The organism is Variovorax durovernensis, from assembly GCF_977011995.1.
Genome location: NZ_CDRNCW010000001.1, coordinates 6,592,782 through 6,609,386, shown reverse-complemented (window position 1 = coordinate 6,609,386; position 16,605 = coordinate 6,592,782). Strand labels below are relative to the sequence as shown.

Below are 16,605 nucleotides of genomic sequence, written 5' to 3'. Positions count from 1 at the left end.
CTTCCTTATTCGTCGGGGTAGCGTTGAAAGCATACTTGGCGTGTCGTCCGACCCCGTGCGAGAGGCCAACGAGCCACAATGGATTTTCCTTTTCGCATCACCCGTCCGGTTCGCTCCGTCGACAGTCCCGCGATGACACAACCTGTTTCCGCCCGGCTCAAGATCGGCCTGTCCGCCTGCTTCTCGCATGCCGACCCGGCCCGATCGCTTTTCACCAACAAGACGCTGCAGTACGTCGAGCAATCGATCGCGCACTGGCTCATGTCCGCCGGCGCCATGGTGGTGATGGTGCCCTGCCCCACCGGCGAGACCGCGCGCGGCGACACCAAGCTGTCGCACTATGCCGAATGGCTCGACGGCGTGGTGATGCACGGCGGCGCCGACGTCTGGCCCGGCAGCTACGGCGAGGTGCCGCTGAAGGACGCATGGATCGGCGACCGCATCCGCGACCTCTACGACCTGGCGCTGGTCGAAGCCTTCGAGCAGGCCGGCAAGCCCATCTTCGGCGTATGCCGCGGGCTGCAGCTCATCAACGTGGCCTTCGGCGGCACGCTCTACCAGGACATCGAAGCGCAGCACGGGCACCCCGAGACGCTCAAGCACCGCGACCCGGTCGCCTACGACCAGAACTTCCACCAGATCGAGCTGGTGCAGGGCACCCGCCTGTCGAAGCTCTACCCCGACCTGAAGACCGCGCGCGTGAACAGCATCCACCATCAGGGCGTGAAGGACATCGCGCCCGGCTTCGACATCGAGGCCTGGAGCCTGCCCGACCGCGTGCCCGAGGCCATCCGGCGCCGGGCCGACCGCGGCCGCAGCTACATCGCCGCGACCCAGTGGCATCCCGAGTTCCACAAGTACGGCAGCACCGAGACGGTCGACGACACGCCCATCCTGCACGACTTCCTCTGGGCCTGCGCCACCGCCCGCGTGGCACCGCGCACGAGCAGCATGCGCGGCATGCCGGGGCGCATCCGCAACCGCGCCGCGCGCCTGCTGAAGCAGGCACTGCTGCGGCGCTGAGGCCGCGCTCTCAGCGCCAGGCCGCGCGCACCAGCGCGCCGGGATCGCTGGTGCCGGCGCTGATGCCGGTGACCGGGCCCCAGTCGGGGTCGAAGCGGCTGCTCACGAAGGCGGCCGAGGACTCCACGCTCGCATGCGCCAGCATCAGGCAGGCCTGCGCCGCGCGCACCAGCCGCTGCGTGAAGCGGCGCGCCTGGCGCTCCAGTTCCTGCGGCGGCAGCTGCACCATGCGGCGCAGCACGTCGATCTCGGCCTGCAGGCGCGGCTCGCCAGTGGCGATGTCCTGCAGCTGGTCGAGCACCAGCTGTACGTCGCCCGGGTTGCGCGACACGGCACGCAGCACGTCCAGGCACATCACGTTGCCCGAGCCTTCCCAGATCGAGTTGACAGGCGCCTCGCGGAACAGCCGGCCCATCGGGCCGTCTTCCACATAGCCGTTGCCGCCGAAGACTTCCATCGCCTCGCCGGTCAGGGCCACCGCGCGCTTGCAGTTCCAGAACTTGGCGGCCGGCGTCAGCAGCCGGCGCCAGGCCGTGTCCAGCGGAGCGGCGGAGCCGAAGCGCGAGGCCAGCTCCATCGCCAGCAGCGTGGCGCCTTCGGATTCGAGCGCCATGTCGGCCAGCAGCTCGGTCATCACCGGCTGGTCGACCAGCGCCTTGCCGAAGGCGAAGCGGTTGCGCGCATAGTGCGCGGCCTGCGCGAAGGCCTGCCGCATGAAGCCCGCGCTGGCGAGCGCGCAGTCGAGCCGGGTCACGGTCGCCATCTCGATGATGGTCGGGATGCCACGGCCCTCGTCGCCCACCAGCACGCCCCACGCCTCCTTGAACTCGACTTCGCTGCTGGAGTTGGAGCGGTTGCCGACCTTGTCCTTCAGCCGCTGGATGTGGATCGGGTTCTTGCTGCCGTCGGGCCGCCAGCGCGGCACGAAGAAGCACGAGGAGCCGTGTTCGTCGGTCTTGGCCAGCACCAGGTGCCCATCGCACATCGGCGCCGAGAAGAACCACTTGTGGCCGGTGATCAGGAACTCGTCGCCCCAGGGGCCGCTGCCTGCGGGCACGGCGCGCGTGGTGTTGGTGCGCACGTCGCTGCCGCCCTGCTTCTCGGTCATGCCCATGCCGACGGTCATCGAGGTCTTGCGGTCCAGCGGGATGTCGCGCGCATCGTGCTCGTTCGACGCGAGCTTGGCGCTCAGGTCGCCGTACAGCGCGGCGTTGCGGCGCATCACCGGAATGCAGGCCTTGGTCATGGTGGTCGGGCAGGTCGAGCCCGACTCGATCTGGCTGTGCATGTACAGCGAGGCGCCGTAGCCGACCCAGGCCGAGGGCCGCTCGTCGAAGAACGGCAGGTTGGCGATGCCGTTGCGCCGGGCGATCGACATCATCGTGTGCCATGCCGGGTGGAACCGCACCTGGTCGATGCGCTCGCCGATGCGCGAATGCGTGTGCAGTTCGGGCTCGTGGCGGTTGGCGTCTTCTGCGGCGCGCAGCGTGGCTTCGGCGCCGTACTCGGCACCCTGGCGCACCAGTTCGTCGTCGCGCCAGGCGGCACCACCGCGCGCGACCGCGCGGCGCAGCACGGGGTCGCTGGTGTAGACGTTGTAGTCCTTGAGTTCGGGGACCTGGTTGTCGGGGTGGATGCCGGTGGTGGTCATGGCTGTTGTCTCTCTCGGTTGTCGTTGAAGGCTCAGGCGCGTTCGCGCAGCATCAGCGTCTGGGTGGCAAGGCCGATCGGGCCGCGTTCGTCGTACAGGTGGGACACGGCAAGGCCGGCACCGTCGCCGTGCACCTCGGTGGCCGAGCGCAGGCCGATCCATTCGCCCTCGGGTGCGCGGAACAGGTTCAGGCTCATGTCGGCGTTGGTGAAAAGGAAGCGCTCGGCCGGCAGCACCCAGCTCAGGCCGTTGCCGAAGTCGGCCGCCGCCGCGGCGCGCATGGCGGGCGAGTTGGCGATGCCGTCCACCAGCGGCACCGCGAGCCGGAACCACGCGCCGCAGGGGCCGGGTTGGGTCGAGTCGCCTTCGGCCACGCGCGATTCCACGGCGCTGCCGTAGAACGACACGCCGTCGGGCAGGCCCGGAATGCGCACGCGCTCGCTGCAGTCTCCCGGCAGCGGCCGCAGTTGCGACTGCGGCCAGCCCGGCAGGTCCGCCGGCAGCGCCAGCGAGCCTTTGGCCAGCAGCAGCGCATGCGCCCGCGCCACCACCACGTCGCCCGCCAGCAGGTCGATGCCCACGCGCACCGTGGCGCGCGAAGACTGCACCTGCGTGCGTGTGAGCAACGGCACCAGCGGCACCGGCTTCACGAGCTCGACCGTGAGCCGCGCCAGTTGCCATCCCGGGCCGGGCGCGGCCCGCTCTGCCACATGCGCCAGCAGGGCGCAGGGTGCGCCGCCGTGCTGCGCGCGCGGGTCCCAGGGGCCGCGCGAGAGCGCGCTGGGCTGCCAGGCGTCGGCGCCCTGGCTGGCGTAGACGGCGGGGTGGGATGTGTCCGGAGTCGGTTCGTCGATGGCCATTGCAGAATCGGTTCGATGGGTCCAAAAATTCTAGGAACAAGCCGGGCGCAAGGTGTTCGGGTTCGGCGGCGATGAGCAGCAGCACCCGCGCGCCGGCCGCCGCACCGAGGAGAAAGCCGCGCCAGTCCCGCGCGCGCCACACCTCGCAGGCGCTGCAGGAAGCCTTTGTTCGGCTTTTGGTCGAGCGCGGCTATGCCGCCATCACCATCCGCGAAATCGTGTCCGTCGCGGGCACGGGGCTCGGCAGCTTCTACGAATATTTCGAGAACAAGGACGACCTGGCGCGCGTGTGCCTGCACCTGCGCTCCAAGGCGCTGCTGCTGGGCATCCGCGAGACCGTGGCCGCGCATGCGGGGCGGCCGCTGCGGGAGATCGTCGATGCGGTGATCGATGCGCAGGTCGAGGCGCACCGCGATCAGCCGCTGGCCTGGGGCGCGCACTACCTGCTGGAGCGGCACCTCTCCAGCGCCGAGGCCTATCGCAAGATGTACGACCGTTTCGTGGCCGAGTGGGTGGGTGTGCTCGAAGCCGCCTGCGACATGGCGGCCGATGGCCCGAAGAAGGAGATTGCGCGCGTCTGCCAGACCATCCTCTACGGCTTGGTGGCGCACACGCACATCGGCACCGGCGGACGGCCCGACCTGCAGGCGCTGTCACGCCAGCTGCGCGGCGCGCTGCACGGCTACCTGGCCGGCGTGGTCCGCTGAATCAGCGCGAGCTGTTCCTGGTGCCGGTGACGCTGGCGTCGATGGTGCCGAACACGGTGACGCCGCTGCCGCCCGTGGGCGTGGCGGCGCTCGATGCATTGGCGCTGCCGGCCGAACCGGTGCCCGCGCAACCCGCGACGAGCGCGCCCATCGCGACGGCAAGAACAGCTGCAATGAATGGCTTCACTGGAAACTCCAAGAGATTTGGTGGGTCATGACCGTTTCCACTATAGGCCGCCGGCCCGGCCCCTCGTGTAACAACACACCGGGGCCGGCAGGGTTGTTGCCCCGCGGCAGGCCGCTCAGCGCGGGTCCGTCGCCAGCAGCATCTCCACCAGCGAGCGCAGGTGCCCCTGCAGCCGCTCGGCGCCGGCTTCGTCCAGCGCCAGCGTGGTCTCGTCCATGTAGAGCTTGCGGTTGATCTCCACCTGGATGCTGTGCCGGTTGCCGGCCGGGTCGCCGTTGCGGCGCACCAGCTCCACGCCCTTGTAGGGATGGTTGTAGTCCACGCTGTAGCCGAAGCCGCGCAGGTGCTCGCAGATCTTGCGCGACAGCGCCGGGTCGGCGGTGCTGCCGTCGCGGTCGCCGATCACGAAGTCGGCATGCGCCAGGCCCGGGAAGTCGGTGGCATGGCTGGCCGCGATGGCCGGCATCGAGTGGCAGTTGATGTGGATGCTGTAGCCGTGGCGCGCATGCGCCTCGTCGATGGCCTGCGCCACCGCCGCGTGATACGGGCGCCAGCAGGTGTCGATGCGCTGGCGCACTTCTTCCACCGGCAATTGCCGGTCGTAGATCGGCAGGCCTTCGTCGGTGAGCTTCCAGATCAGCCCCTTGCCCAGGCGCACCTTCGACAGCACGCGCGGGTCGGTGGAAACCGGCTCGGTCCACTCGCCTTGCAGCATCGTGGTGTCGATCTCGGTCGTGTCGCGGTTGGCGTCCAGGTAGCTGCGCGGAAAGTGCGCCTCCACCCAGGCCACGCCCATCGCCGGCGCGAAGGCGTAGAGCTTTTCCACGTGCGTGTCCTCGGCGCGGCGCAGTGTCGCGAGGTCGCGCACCGTGCCGAAGTCCTCGGGGTAGACGGTGCCGCTGTGCGGGGAGTCCAGCACCAGCGGCGTGTGCCCGGCAACGCTCGTCACCTGGGCGCGGGTTTGAATCAGTTTCAGGACTGGATGCATAGGCAGGCCGGGCTCAGTCCAATCGCACGCGTGCGAATTCGGCCACCTTCTTCATCTTGTCGATCTCGCTGGCGATCTGCTTGGTGAACTGCGCCGGCGTGGTGCCTGAGGCGTACAGGCCCTGCAGCGCCAGGCGCTCGCGCACCGAGGGGTCCTTCAGCGCGGTGGCCACGGCCTGCTGCATGCGCAGCACCAGCTCGGCCGGCGTGCCGGCGGGCGCGATCATGCCGAACCACGACGGATCGTTGTTGGCCGGATAGCCCAGCTCGCCGTAGGTGGGCACGTCGGGCAGCACGTCGAGGCGGCCGTTCCACGACACGGCCAGCGCTTTCAGCTTGCCCGCCTTCACGTGCGGCAGCGAGGAAGCCACCTGGTCGAAGTACACCGGCACTTCGCCCGCGAGCACGTCGTTGATGGCCGGGCCCGCACCGCGGTAGGGGATGTGCACCATCGAGGTACCGGTGCTGCTCTTGAACAGCTCGCCCCACATGTGGCCGATGGTGCCGTTGCCCGGCGAGGCGTACGACACCTTGCCCGGATTGGCCTTGAGGTACTTCACCAGCTCGGCGAAGTTGGCCACCGGCAGCTTCGCCGGGTTGATGACGATCACGCCCGGCGCCTTGACGATCTCGGTCACGGCGGCAAAGCCCTTTATCGGGTCGTACGGCAGCTTCTGGTAGACGGCCGGGTTCACGCCGTGCGTGGACAGGGTGGCGATGCCGAAGGTCAGGCCGTCCGGCGTGGCGCGGGCCAGCTCGGCCATGCCGATGGAGCCGCCGGCACCGGCGCGGTTGTCGATGACCACCGGCTGCTGCAGGATCTTGGCCACGGGCTCGCCGAGTACGCGCGCCGTGATGTCGGTGGCGCCGCCGGGCGGGAAGGGAACGACCAGGCGAATGGGCTTGCCCTGGGCAAAGGATATTCCTGGGAGGACGGAAGCAGCGGCCAGCGTGGAGATGAAATGACGACGTTGCATGGGGTGGATTCCAATGTGCATTGAGTGAGAAGGAGCGATTTCGCCTCGCTTCAGAAGCAAAGGATAGACCAGCTAACATTCTGATCTGGAATGTTTTAATGGGCATCCTGCCATGTCGTTGCGCCGTCTCAATCCTCCGCTGAACCTGCTGCGGGCCTTTTCAACCGTGGTGCGCTTCGGCGGTGTCTCGCGCGCGGCCGAGGCGCTGCACCTCACGCAGGGCGCGGTCAGCAAGCAGGTGCAGGAGCTCGAGCGCTGGATCGGCGCGCCGCTGTTCGAGCGCAACCGCAAGCGACTGGCACTCACGCCAGCCGGCGAGCGCTACGAGAAGACGGTTCGCTCGCTGCTCGCGCAGCTGGAGGCGGCCACGCTGGAGCTCATCACCAGCGGCGACGGCGGCGGCGCGCTGCACCTGTCCACCCTGCCCACCTTCGGCGCCAAATGGCTGATTCCGCGGCTGCCCGATTTCCAGCGTGCGCATCCGCAGATCACGCTGCATTTCGTGCCCTTCGTGCACGGCTACGACTTCGAGCGGCCCGAGCTCGACTGCGCCATTCTTTTCGGCGACGGCCACTGGCCCGGCGCGCAATCGCACTACCTCGCGGGCCGTGACGTGGCGCTGATCGCACCGCGCGCCGCGCAGGCCGAGGTCGTCATCCGTACGCCGCAGGACGTGGCGCGCTGCACGCTTCTGCGCCATGTCACGGTGCCGCAGTCGTGGCTGCACTGGAGCGAGACGCATGGCGTGCGCGGTCTCGATCCGCTGGCCGGCCCGCAGTTCGACCAGTTCCAGACCATGATCCGCGCGGTGATGGTCGGCATGGGCGTGGCGTTGGTGCCGCGCTGCCTGGTGCAGGACGAAATCTCTTCGGGACTGGTGGACGAGCCGCTGCCGGGCGGCGGCTACCGCGGCAACGAGGGCTACTGGTTCTGCTATCCGGAAGGGCGCGGCCAGCTGGCCACGCTCGATCATTTCCGCAGCTGGCTGCTGGCGGAGGTCGACCGCGCGAAAGAGGCGCAGGCGCCTGCCTGACGCCTGCTTATTCGGGCTTTGCGCCCGAGGCCTTCACCGCGGCGCCCCACAGGCGGATCTCGCTCGCCACGAAGCGGTCGAACTCCGCCGGCGTGGTGGGCGCCGGCTCGGAGCCGCGCTCGCGGATGAAGCGCGTCATCTGCTCGCTCTTGAGGATGTCGGTCACCTCGCGGTTGAGGCGCTCGACGATCTCGGGCGGCGTGCCGCGCGGCGCCATCAGCCCGAGCCAGCCCACCGCCTCGAAATTCTTCGTGCCAGCCACGCCGCTTTCGGCCACCGTGGGCACGTCGGGCAGCTGCGACGAGCGTGTGCCCGACGTGACCGCCAGCGCCACCGCCTTGCCCGACTTGATGTGCGGCAGCGCGGCCGTCACCGAGTCGATCATCAGCGGCACCTGGTTGCCCAGGAAGTCCGACTGCGCCGGGCCGCTGCCGCGGTACGGAATGTGCGTGATGAACACATGCGCCGCCGACTTGTACATCTCGCCCGACAGATGCTGCGTGCCGCCGATGCCGGCGCTCGCATAGCTCAGCCGGCCGGGCTCTGCCTTGGCGCGTGCGGTGAGGTCGGCCAGCGTGCGGATGCCGCTCTCCGGCGTGGCCAGGAACACCAGCGGCACCTTCGCGATCAGCGAGATGCCGACCAGGTCCTTGCGCGGATCGAAGCCCGGCTTGGCGTAGAGCGTCTGGTTCACGGCCATCGCGCTGCCCGCCACCACCAGCGTGTAGCCGTCGGGCTGCGAGCGCACCACGAACTCGGTGCCGATGTTGCTGCCGGCGCCGGCCTTGTTGTCGACGATCACCGGCTGGCCCAGCCGCCTTCCGAGCTGCTCGGCCACCGCGCGGGCAAAGATGTCGGTGGCCTGCCCCGGCGGGAACGGCACCACCAGCTTGACCGGCTTGTCGGGCCACGCGGCCGCATGCGCCAGGCCCGCGGCGCCCAGCGTCGCGACGGCCGCCAGGGCCACGCTCGCGGCAAAGTGTCTGCGCTGCATGGCTCAGGTCGCCGAGAGGTGCTTGCCCACGATGCCCGCGAGTTCGAACATCGTCACCTGGTCCTTGCCGAACACCGGCTTGAGCTTGGCGTCGGCATTGATCGCGCGCTTGTTGGTCGCATCCTGCAGGCCGTTGGCCTTGATGTAGTCCCACAGCTTCTTGATGACCTCGGTGCGCGCCACCGGCTCGGCGCCGATCACCGCGGCCAGCGAGTCGCTGGGCTTCAGGCCCGCGCCGGGCTTGCGTGGCGCGGCGGCCTTCTTCGCGGCCGGTGCCTTCTTGGCCGCGGGCGTCTTCTTCGCCGCCACCTTCTTGGCTGCCGCCGTCTTGCCCGCGGGCGCGGCCTTGCCGAAGGTCTTGCGCGGCGGAAACTTGCTTCCGCCTTCGCGCGGTGCAAATTCGAAGGTCACCTTTCCCTCTTCGGCGTTCCAGGTCAGGAAGGCCTTGAAGGCGCGGCGCGTGCGCATGCTCACGAACTTGTCGAGCAGGTCGGTCTTGCCGGTAGCGAGCAGTTTTTCCATCTGCGCGCGCTCCACCGGCTGCTGCAGGATGATCTTGCCGGTCTTGAAGGTGCACGTTGGCGTGGGCTGTGCATTGGTCGGCACCGACTTCTCGCAGACGTAGTTGCTGCCGTGCTCGAACACCGGCGCGCCGCACACCGGGCACGGGCCCACGGTGTCCTGCTCGCTGAAGTCGACGATCTCGCCGGTGTCGGCGTTCTTGTCGTCGCCGAAGTCGAACTCCAGCTTCCAGTTCTTGGCCTCGTCGTCGAACTTGATGACGATCTCGGAGGTGAAGGGCCAGCCGGCCTTGGAGCGGAAGCCCTCCAGCGGGCCGATGTGCTTGTCGCGCAGCAGCGCCTCGGCCTCGGCCACCTCGAAGGTGCGCCCGGCCGGCGACTTGCCGAACGAGAAGCCGCAGGCGTCCTCGCCGGTGCCGCTCTTGCCGGTGCAGGCGTAGCGGCGGTAGTTCTCGCGCACGATGCCGCCGCAGTTGGGGCACGGCGTCTGCAGGGTGGCGTAGTCGCCCGGCACGGTGTCGCGGTCGTATTCCTTCGCCTTCTTGACGATGTGCTCCGTCATCTCGGCGATCTCTCGCATGAAGGCGTCGCGGCTGAGCGAGCCCTTCTCCATCTGCGCGAGCTTGTATTCCCACTCGCCGGTGAGTTCGGCCTTGGAGAGTTCTTCCACGCCCAGGCCGCGCAGCAGCGTCATGAGCTGGAAGGCCTTGGCCGTGGGAATCAGCTCGCGCCCTTCGCGCAGCATGTATTTCTCGGTGATCAGGCCTTCGATGGTGGCCGCGCGCGTGGCTGGCGTGCCCAGGCCCTTCTCCTGCATGGCTTCGCGCAGTTCGTCGTCGTCGATGGTCTTGCCCGCGCCTTCCATCGCGCCGAGCAGCGTGGCTTCGGAGTAGCGCGCCGGCGGGCGCGTCTTCAGGCCCTTGGTGTCGACCGACTCGGCCTTCACGATCTCGCCCGGCTTCACCGGCACGAGGCGCTTGCCGTCCTTGTCGTCTTCCTTCTCGTCGTCCTGGGCTTCCTTGCCGTAGATGGCGAGCCAGCCCGGCTTCACCAGCACCTTGCCGTCGGTGCGGAAGGGGTACTTCTTGCCGCCCTGCTCCACCGTGCTGATGCGCGTGGTGACCTGGTATTCGGCGCTCGGGAAGAACACCGACAGGAAGCGGCGCACCACGAAGTCGTACAGCTTCTGCTCGGCCTCGCTCAGCCCGCTGGGGGCCTGCAGCGTCGGGATGATGGCGAAGTGATCCGACACCTTGGCGTTGTCGAAGATGCGCTTGTTGGGCTTCACGTAGTTGCCGTCGACCGCCTGCTTGGCGAACGGCGCCAGGTGCTTCATGCCGCTGTTGGCGAGCATGCCCATGGTCTGCTTGACGACAGGAAGATAGTCTTCCGGCAGCGCGCGCGAATCGGTACGCGGGTAGGTCAGTGCCTTGTGGCGCTCATACAGGCTTTGCGCCAGCGCGAGCGTGGTCTTGGCGCTGAAGCCGAAGCGGCCGTTGGCCTCGCGCTGCAGCGAGGTCAGGTCGAACAGCATCGGCGAAGCCTGCGTGGTGGGCTTGCTTTCTTCCGTGACGGTGGCGGGCTTGCCGCGCGAGGCGTCGGCGATGGCGCGGGCTTCCTGCTCGTTCCACACGCGGTCGGCGCGCTGCTCGGGGTCGGGTTCGCCGTTGGCCAGCAGCGGCGCGTTGGCTTTCTTCCAGTCGGGGTTGAACCACTTGCCGGGGTACTCGCCGGCCTCGGCCGCGAAGCTGCCGTGGATTTCCCAATAGTCGCGCGAGACGAACTTGCGGATCTGCTCCTCGCGCTCCACCACCACGGACAGGGTCGGCGTCTGCACACGGCCCACGGTCGTGAGGAAGAAACCGCCGTCGCGCGAATTGAATGCGGTCATGGCGCGCGTGCCGTTGATGCCCACCAGCCAGTCGGCCTCGGAGCGCGAGCGCGCGGCGTCGGCCAGGCCCTGCATCTGCTTTTCGGTGCGCAGCGCGTCGAAGCCGTCGCGGATGGCCTGCGGCGTCATCGACTGCAGCCACAGCCGCTTGACCGGCTTGTTCAGCCCCGACTTGCCGCCGGCGTACTGCTCGATCAGGCGGAAGATCAGCTCGCCCTCGCGGCCCGCGTCGCAGGCGTTGATGAGCTGCGTCACGTCCTTGCGCTTGGCCTGCTTGACCACGGCATTCAGGCGCGTCTTGGTCTTGTCGACCGGCTTCAAGTCGAAGTGCGGCGGAATCACGGGCAGGTTGGCAAAACTCCACTTGCCCCGCTTGACGTCGAATTCCTCGGGCGCCTGGATCTCGACCAGGTGACCGACAGCGCTGGTCACGACATAGCTGTCGTTCTCGAAATGCTCGTCATGTTTGTCGAATTTGCCGGCCACCGGCGTGAGGGCGCGGACGATGTCCTGCGCCACCGACGGCTTTTCTGCGATTACCAAGGTCTTCATCAACAATTCCTAAAAAGTTCTCAGGTCGCCGCCGAGCCGCCTCAAGGCGGCCTGCGGCCCCCTCGGGGGGCAGCGACGACACGCAGTGCGGGAGCGTGGGGGCCACATACAATCTGCGGCTTCCCGCGTGCGCACGCGCACACGCGCATGTGTGCATATTCAAACTAACAGACTTCGGCGATGCCTTCCAAAACCCCACTTTCCGCCGGTCGCCGAATCCAGATGCGGCGCTCCGATGTCCATGGCAACGGCGTGTTCGCCGTGCAGGACCTGGCCGAAGGCGAGACGCTGATCGAATACAAGGGCGAGATCATCAGCTGGAAGGAAGCACTGCGCCGCCATCCGCACGACCCGGCCCAGCCCAACCACACCTTCTACTTCCACATCGACGACGGGCGTGTGATCGACGGCAACGTCAAGGGCAACGACGCGCGCTGGATCAACCACTCGTGCGAGCCGAACTGCGAGGCGGACGAGGTCGATGGGCGCGTTTATATCAAGGCGCTGCGCAACATCGCTGCAGGCGAAGAGCTCAATTACGACTACGGCCTGATCATCGACGAGCCGTACACGCCGAAGCTCTTGTCCGAATTTCCTTGCTGGTGCGGCTCCGAGCAGTGCCGCGGCACGCTGCTGACGCCCAAGGATGAGGACGAAGAAAAGAAAAAGAAGAAGAAAGACAAAAAGAAGGCTGAAAAGAAGAAGGCCGAGAAAAAAGAGGCCGAGAAGAAGGAAGCCAAAAAGGCCGAAAAGAAAGCCGGCAAGAAGGCTGAAAAGAAGTCGGAAGCCAAGTCCGGGAAGGCGGAGAAAAAATCCGCCAAGAAGGACAAGTCCGGGAAAGACTGAACATGAGCAGCACCACCGCCGACTGGTTCGAAGACCGGATCGCCGCGGCGGTCGCCCCGCTGCTGCCCGGCTTCACCGTCGAGGCCGTGGCCGAGATCGATTCCACCAACACCGAGCTGATGCGCCGTGCGCGCGCCGGGCGTGTCGAGCCCGTGCTGCTCGTGGCCGAGCACCAGACCGCCGGGCGCGGCCGGCTGGGCCGGCCCTGGCAGAGCACGCCGCGGCAGGAAGCATCGGCCTCCCTGATGTTCTCGCTGGGCCTGCCGCTGGCGCCCGCCGACTGGTCGGGCCTGTCGCTGGCCGTGGGTGTGAGCGTGGCCGAGAGCCTCGACCCCTCGGGCGCGCACAAGGTCGGCCTCAAGTGGCCCAACGACGTGTGGGTCAACGACAGCAAGCTGGTCGGCATCCTCATCGAGACCGCGCTGCCGTCCAGCGGCCGGCCCGATGCGTCGCGCTACCTCGTGATCGGCATCGGCCTGAACATCGGCGCGCGCGATGCCGACGGCATGCGCACGCCGCCGGCCTGGCTGCGCCAGTGGCGCCCCGAGGCCAGCGCGCCTGAAGTGCTGAGCGAACTGGCTCCGCCGCTCGTGCAGGCCGTGCTGGATTTCGAGGCGCGGGGCTTCGCGCCCTTCGCCGAACGCTTTGCCGCGCGCGACGTGCTGCGCGGCCGTGAAGTGGCGCTCAGCGACGGCACCACCGGCCTGTGCGAAGGCGTGGCCTGGGGCGGCGAACTGCAGGTGCGCACCGACGCCGGGCTGCAGCTGATCTCGAGCGACGAAGTGAGCGTGCGCCCTCGCGGCATGGCGTTCTGACCGGCCGATCCGCATGAAGCTGCGCCTTCTGCTCGTCGTCCTGTTGCTGGCCAACGCCGGCTACTTCCTGTGGGCGCGCGGCGATCTCGCCGGCTTCGACCTGGCGCCGGCGGGGCTCAACGAGCGCGAGCCGCAGCGTCTCGCGCGGCAGATCCGGCCCGAGTGGCTGCAGATCCGCAACGACGCCAAGCCTGCTGCGCCGTCTCCGACCCCGGCCCCCGCAGCTGCCGCGCCCACGCCCTCCCCCTGACCAGGCTCAGACAGGCGCCTCGGCCTCGAAGCGCACCGTGAAGAGCGCCCCCGGCGGATGCTTGCCGGGATGCGCGTCCTCCAGCTTCACCTGCGCGCGGTGCTGGTTCGCGATCTCGCGCACGATCGGCAGCCCCAGCCCGGAGCCATCGGCCTCGTTGCCGAGCACGCGGTAGAAGGGCTCGAACACCAGCTCGCGGTCGGCCTCGGCGATGCCGGGGCCGTTGTCCTCCACCTGCAGCAGCAGCACGTGGCCGAAGGGGTCCGCCAGCACGCGCACCGTGATCAGGCCCGGGCGCTCCGGCGTCGATGGCGTGTAGTTCAGCGCGTTGTCGACGAGGTTGCGCACCAGCTCCTTCAGCAGTGTCTGGTTGCCGTCGAACATCACGCCGGGTGCACCCGCCTCGGCGCCGTCGTAGCCCAGGTCGATGCGCTTCTCGATGGCGCGCGGCACCGCCTCGCGCACCACCTCGATGGTGAGCCGCGCCAGGTCGCAGGGCTGGTGATGCACGTTGGCGCTGTTGCCTTCGGCGCGCGCCAGCGACAACAGCTGGTTCACCGTGTGCGTGGCGCGCTTGCTGGCGCGGCCGATCTGCTTGAGCGACTGCTTCAGCTCGTCGGCGTTGGCGCCTTCGCGCTGCGCCAGGTCGGCCTGCATGCGCAGGCCCGCCAGCGGCGTCTTGAGCTGGTGCGCCGCGTCGGCCAGAAAGCGTTTCTGCGTGCCGATCGAGTCGTTGAGCTTGTCCAGCAGCTCATTCACCGAAGACACCAGCGGCACCACTTCGAGCGGCACCGACGATTCGTCGAGCGGGCTCAGGTCGCCGGGGCGCCGTTCGCGGATGCGCGCCTCCACCACCGACAGCGGCTTGATGCCGCGCACCAGCGCCAGCCAGATCAGCAGCACCGCCAGCGGCAGGATCGCGAACTGCGGCAGCAGCACGCCCTTGATGATCTCGGCAGCCAGCACCGACTGCTTCTCGCGCGTCTCGGCCAGCTGCAGCAGCGAGGGCGGCACGTCGTCGCTGCCGCTGGCCAGCCACATCGAGGCCACGCGCACCGGCTGGCCGTGCACGTCGCTGTTGTGCAGGAACACCTGGTTGGGCGGCAGCGGCTCGTCGAGGCCGGGCTGGGGAATGTCGCGCTCGCCGCTCAGCAGCGTGCCGTGGCCGTCGAGCAACTGGTAGTAGACGTGGCCGGCGTCGTCGGCCCGCAGGATCTCGCGCGCCGACTGCGAGAGCACGAACTGCGTGTGCCCTTCCTTCACCGTCACCAGCTCGGCCAGCGCCTTCACGTTGTGCTCGAGCGCGCGGTCGAAGGGCGCGTTGGCAATGCCCTGCGCCACCAGCCAGGTGACGCCGATGCTCACCGGCACCAGCAGCAGCAGCGGCGTGAGCATCCAGTCGAGGATCTCGCCGAACAGGGAGCGCTGCGCGCGCTGGAAAAGCTTCAAGGGATGGAGTTCCTGAGGGCGTTGAGAAATATCCGCCAAGCGTGATTTTGTGCCGTCGCGCCGGCCCATCTCGTGGGCGTCGACCCGGTCGCCCGGTTGTAGTCTCTGCGCGCAGTTTCTGCAATTCGAAAAATCTCAGGGAGTGAATCATGAAGACCAAGTTACCGGGCGGCTGCCCAAGGCCGTTCTGGATTGCTGCGACCGTGCTTGCCACGGGAGTGGGCATCACGGCATGCGGAGGAGGAGGCGGCGGCGGGGGCGGCGCAGGGATGCCGTTGCTGCCGCTGCCATCGAGCTCGCCGGCACCCGCACCGTCGCCGGCACCCGCGCCCGCGCCCGCACCGGCAGCGAACCGTGATCCCGTGCCGGGCAGCGAACCGCTGCCGTCGCTGAGCGCGCCTCAGCCCGGCTCGACGGCCGCGGTGGGCAACGACAGCGAAGGCATCTACGGCTCGCTGCTAAACCTCGGCTTTGTCGGTGCCGACGGCTCCGTGGCCGCCAAGTTCGTCGTCGGCACGCTGTGGGGATCGATCAAGGTTTCTGGGCTCGACTGGTCCTTCAACCCCGACACGCTGTACTACTTCATCGACGCCTCGCCTGTGACGGGCTCCGGCACTTTCGAGTCGAAGAAGACGATGAGCGGAACCTATGCCTACGGCTCGCGCGAACCGTCGAAATTCGGGCCCCTGGGCTATGCCGCGGAGAACGCGCTCGCGGTGTCGCAGGACAGCGTGGTCGGCAAGTGGGCCAACACGGACACGAGCTTCGGCATCAGCGTCACGATCGAGGTCGACGACAAGGGGGCATTCACCGGCAAGACAGTCGGCGTGCAGATCGGCACCTGCAGCATTTCGGGCACGATCGCGCAGGCGCAGCCCGGCACGAGCAAGAACATGTACGGTCTCGCCCTGAGTGCGGTCAACGCCGCCACCGATGCCAAGGACGCCTGCAAGCTCAGGACCGATCTTCCCTACAAGGGGCCGGCCGCCATCGGCCTCGTGCCCGCCGGCAGCTTCGACAGCAACGGCTTCTTCCGCAACATCATGTTCCTGATCCGTACCAGCGACGGCTCCACGCTGTCGGCCGGCCTGCGCAAGCAGCCATAGCGGGGCGGCGCGTGGACTGAGGCCTCTGTCAGTTCTGGATCTTCTCGAGGCAGTAGCCCAGTCCGCGCACCGTGGCAATGCGCACCGGCCCCTTCTCGATCTTCTTGCGCAGCCGGTGGATGTACACCTCGATGGCGTTGAGGCTCACCTCCTCGCCCCATTCGCAGAGGCGGTCGACCAGCTGGTCCTTGCTCACCAGCCGGCCGGCGCGCTGCAGCAGCACTTCGAGCAAGCCGAGTTCGCGCGCCGACAGCTCGATCATCTTGCCGTCGATGGTCGCCACGCGGCCCGCCTGGTCGTACACCAGCGGGCCGTGGCGGATCGCGTTGCTGGTGGTGCCCATGCCGCGCCGCGTGAGGGCGCGCACGCGCGCCTCGAGTTCCTGCAGGCTGAAGGGCTTGGCCATGTAGTCGTCGGCGCCGTTGTCCAGGCCCTTGACGCGCTCTTCCACGCTGTCGGCGGCCGTGAGCACCAGCACCGGCAGTTGCGATCCGCGCGCGCGCAGGCGCTTGAGGATCTCGATGCCGTGCAGGCTGGGCAGCCCGAGGTCGAGGATCAGCAGGTCGAATTCGTCATGGGTCATGAGCGCGGTGTCGGCCTGCGAGCCGTTGGCCACGTGGTCGACCGCCGCGCCCGAGGTGCGCAGGCTGCGTAGCAGGGCATCTGCCAGCACCTGGTCGTCTTCGGCAATCAGAATCCGCATATGCGCCACCTCCGGCCTGTTTGGGGTGTCGGGCGCCCCGCGGGCGCCGTTCA

The 16,605-nt window shown here is 68.3% G+C and carries 16 protein-coding genes; 7 read left to right on the top strand and 9 right to left on the bottom strand.

The genetic code is table 11. The annotated features are described in order from the left end of the window. Positions 1 to 132 precede the first annotated feature (132 nt). Complete coding sequence (locus ACWV14_RS31400; protein ID WP_454905792.1) at positions 133 to 1,023, top strand: gamma-glutamyl-gamma-aminobutyrate hydrolase family protein; 891 nt, start codon at positions 133 to 135, stop codon at positions 1,021 to 1,023. A gap of 10 nt (positions 1,024 to 1,033) precedes the next feature. Here the strand turns inward: ACWV14_RS31400 and ACWV14_RS31395 are convergent, their stop codons facing one another. Both ACWV14_RS31395 and ACWV14_RS31390 read right to left on the bottom strand, forming a co-directional pair. Further along, entirely contained in the window at positions 1,034 to 2,674 is a 1,641-nt protein-coding gene (locus tag ACWV14_RS31395; protein WP_454905790.1) for an acyl-CoA dehydrogenase family protein, read from the bottom strand. A 32-nt stretch (positions 2,675 to 2,706) separates the two neighbouring features. Further along, positions 2,707 to 3,534: a thioesterase family protein gene (locus ACWV14_RS31390; protein ID WP_454905788.1), complete on the bottom strand. Its 828-nt coding sequence runs from the start codon at positions 3,532 to 3,534 to the stop codon at positions 2,707 to 2,709. A gap of 71 nt (positions 3,535 to 3,605) precedes the next feature. On the opposite strand from ACWV14_RS31390, the gene ACWV14_RS31385 reads away from it, so the two are divergent. Next, positions 3,606 to 4,241 (top strand): TetR/AcrR family transcriptional regulator, encoded by a 636-nt coding sequence (locus tag ACWV14_RS31385; protein ID WP_454905786.1) that lies wholly within the window; start codon positions 3,606 to 3,608, stop codon positions 4,239 to 4,241. 1 nt (position 4,242) lies between these two features. Here ACWV14_RS31385 and ACWV14_RS31380 read toward each other — a convergent pair whose 3' ends face one another. The 3 genes from ACWV14_RS31380 to ACWV14_RS31370 form a co-directional block, all read right to left on the bottom strand. After that, positions 4,243 to 4,428, bottom strand: coding sequence for a hypothetical protein (locus ACWV14_RS31380; RefSeq protein WP_422084377.1), 186 nt, complete (start codon positions 4,426 to 4,428; stop codon positions 4,243 to 4,245). A gap of 115 nt (positions 4,429 to 4,543) precedes the next feature. After that, positions 4,544 to 5,416 carry an N-formylglutamate amidohydrolase gene (locus ACWV14_RS31375; RefSeq protein WP_454905784.1) on the bottom strand — a complete coding sequence of 291 codons (873 nt, stop codon included), beginning with the start codon at positions 5,414 to 5,416 and terminating at the stop codon, positions 4,544 to 4,546. A gap of 13 nt (positions 5,417 to 5,429) precedes the next feature. Continuing rightward, positions 5,430 to 6,392, bottom strand: coding sequence for a tripartite tricarboxylate transporter substrate binding protein BugE (locus ACWV14_RS31370; RefSeq protein WP_454905782.1), 963 nt, complete (start codon positions 6,390 to 6,392; stop codon positions 5,430 to 5,432). Positions 6,393 to 6,504: 112 nt separating this feature from the next. Between ACWV14_RS31370 and ACWV14_RS31365 the strand changes: the two genes are divergently transcribed. Continuing rightward, positions 6,505 to 7,425, top strand: coding sequence for a LysR substrate-binding domain-containing protein (locus tag ACWV14_RS31365; RefSeq protein ID WP_454905780.1), 921 nt, complete (start codon positions 6,505 to 6,507; stop codon positions 7,423 to 7,425). 7 nt (positions 7,426 to 7,432) lie between these two features. Here ACWV14_RS31365 and ACWV14_RS31360 read toward each other — a convergent pair whose 3' ends face one another. Together ACWV14_RS31360 and ACWV14_RS31355 are read right to left on the bottom strand one after the other, a co-directional pair. Beyond that, positions 7,433 to 8,419, bottom strand: a complete 987-nt coding sequence (locus ACWV14_RS31360) for a tripartite tricarboxylate transporter substrate binding protein (protein ID WP_454905778.1) — start codon at positions 8,417 to 8,419, stop codon at positions 7,433 to 7,435. Between the two features lie 3 nt (positions 8,420 to 8,422). After that, positions 8,423 to 11,383: a DNA topoisomerase III gene (locus tag ACWV14_RS31355; protein ID WP_454905776.1), complete on the bottom strand. Its 2,961-nt coding sequence runs from the start codon at positions 11,381 to 11,383 to the stop codon at positions 8,423 to 8,425. 180 nt (positions 11,384 to 11,563) lie between these two features. Between ACWV14_RS31355 and ACWV14_RS31350 the strand changes: the two genes are divergently transcribed. Genes ACWV14_RS31350 through ACWV14_RS31340 form a run of 3 tightly spaced genes read left to right on the top strand, consistent with a single transcriptional unit; the run spans position 11,564 to position 13,294 of the window. After that, positions 11,564 to 12,229: an SET domain-containing protein gene (locus tag ACWV14_RS31350; RefSeq protein ID WP_454905775.1), complete on the top strand. Its 666-nt coding sequence runs from the start codon at positions 11,564 to 11,566 to the stop codon at positions 12,227 to 12,229. Between the two features lie 2 nt (positions 12,230 to 12,231). Further along, positions 12,232 to 13,044 carry a biotin--[acetyl-CoA-carboxylase] ligase gene (locus ACWV14_RS31345; RefSeq protein WP_454905773.1) on the top strand — a complete coding sequence of 271 codons (813 nt, stop codon included), beginning with the start codon at positions 12,232 to 12,234 and terminating at the stop codon, positions 13,042 to 13,044. A gap of 13 nt (positions 13,045 to 13,057) precedes the next feature. Next, positions 13,058 to 13,294, top strand: a complete 237-nt coding sequence (locus ACWV14_RS31340; protein WP_454905771.1) for a sporulation protein — start codon at positions 13,058 to 13,060, stop codon at positions 13,292 to 13,294. A 6-nt stretch (positions 13,295 to 13,300) separates the two neighbouring features. On the opposite strand, the gene ACWV14_RS31335 is transcribed toward ACWV14_RS31340, so the two are convergent. Continuing rightward, entirely contained in the window at positions 13,301 to 14,743 is a 1,443-nt protein-coding gene (locus ACWV14_RS31335) for a sensor histidine kinase N-terminal domain-containing protein (RefSeq protein WP_454905769.1), read from the bottom strand. A gap of 149 nt (positions 14,744 to 14,892) precedes the next feature. On the opposite strand from ACWV14_RS31335, the gene ACWV14_RS31330 reads away from it, so the two are divergent. Beyond that, the gene (locus ACWV14_RS31330; RefSeq protein WP_454905767.1) at positions 14,893 to 15,849 is read left to right on the top strand and encodes a hypothetical protein; all 957 of its coding nucleotides are present in this window, start codon (positions 14,893 to 14,895) and stop codon (positions 15,847 to 15,849) included. A gap of 28 nt (positions 15,850 to 15,877) precedes the next feature. On the opposite strand, the gene ACWV14_RS31325 is transcribed toward ACWV14_RS31330, so the two are convergent. Continuing rightward, positions 15,878 to 16,552 (bottom strand): response regulator transcription factor, encoded by a 675-nt coding sequence (locus ACWV14_RS31325; RefSeq protein WP_081268702.1) that lies wholly within the window; start codon positions 16,550 to 16,552, stop codon positions 15,878 to 15,880. Positions 16,553 to 16,605 lie beyond the last annotated feature (53 nt).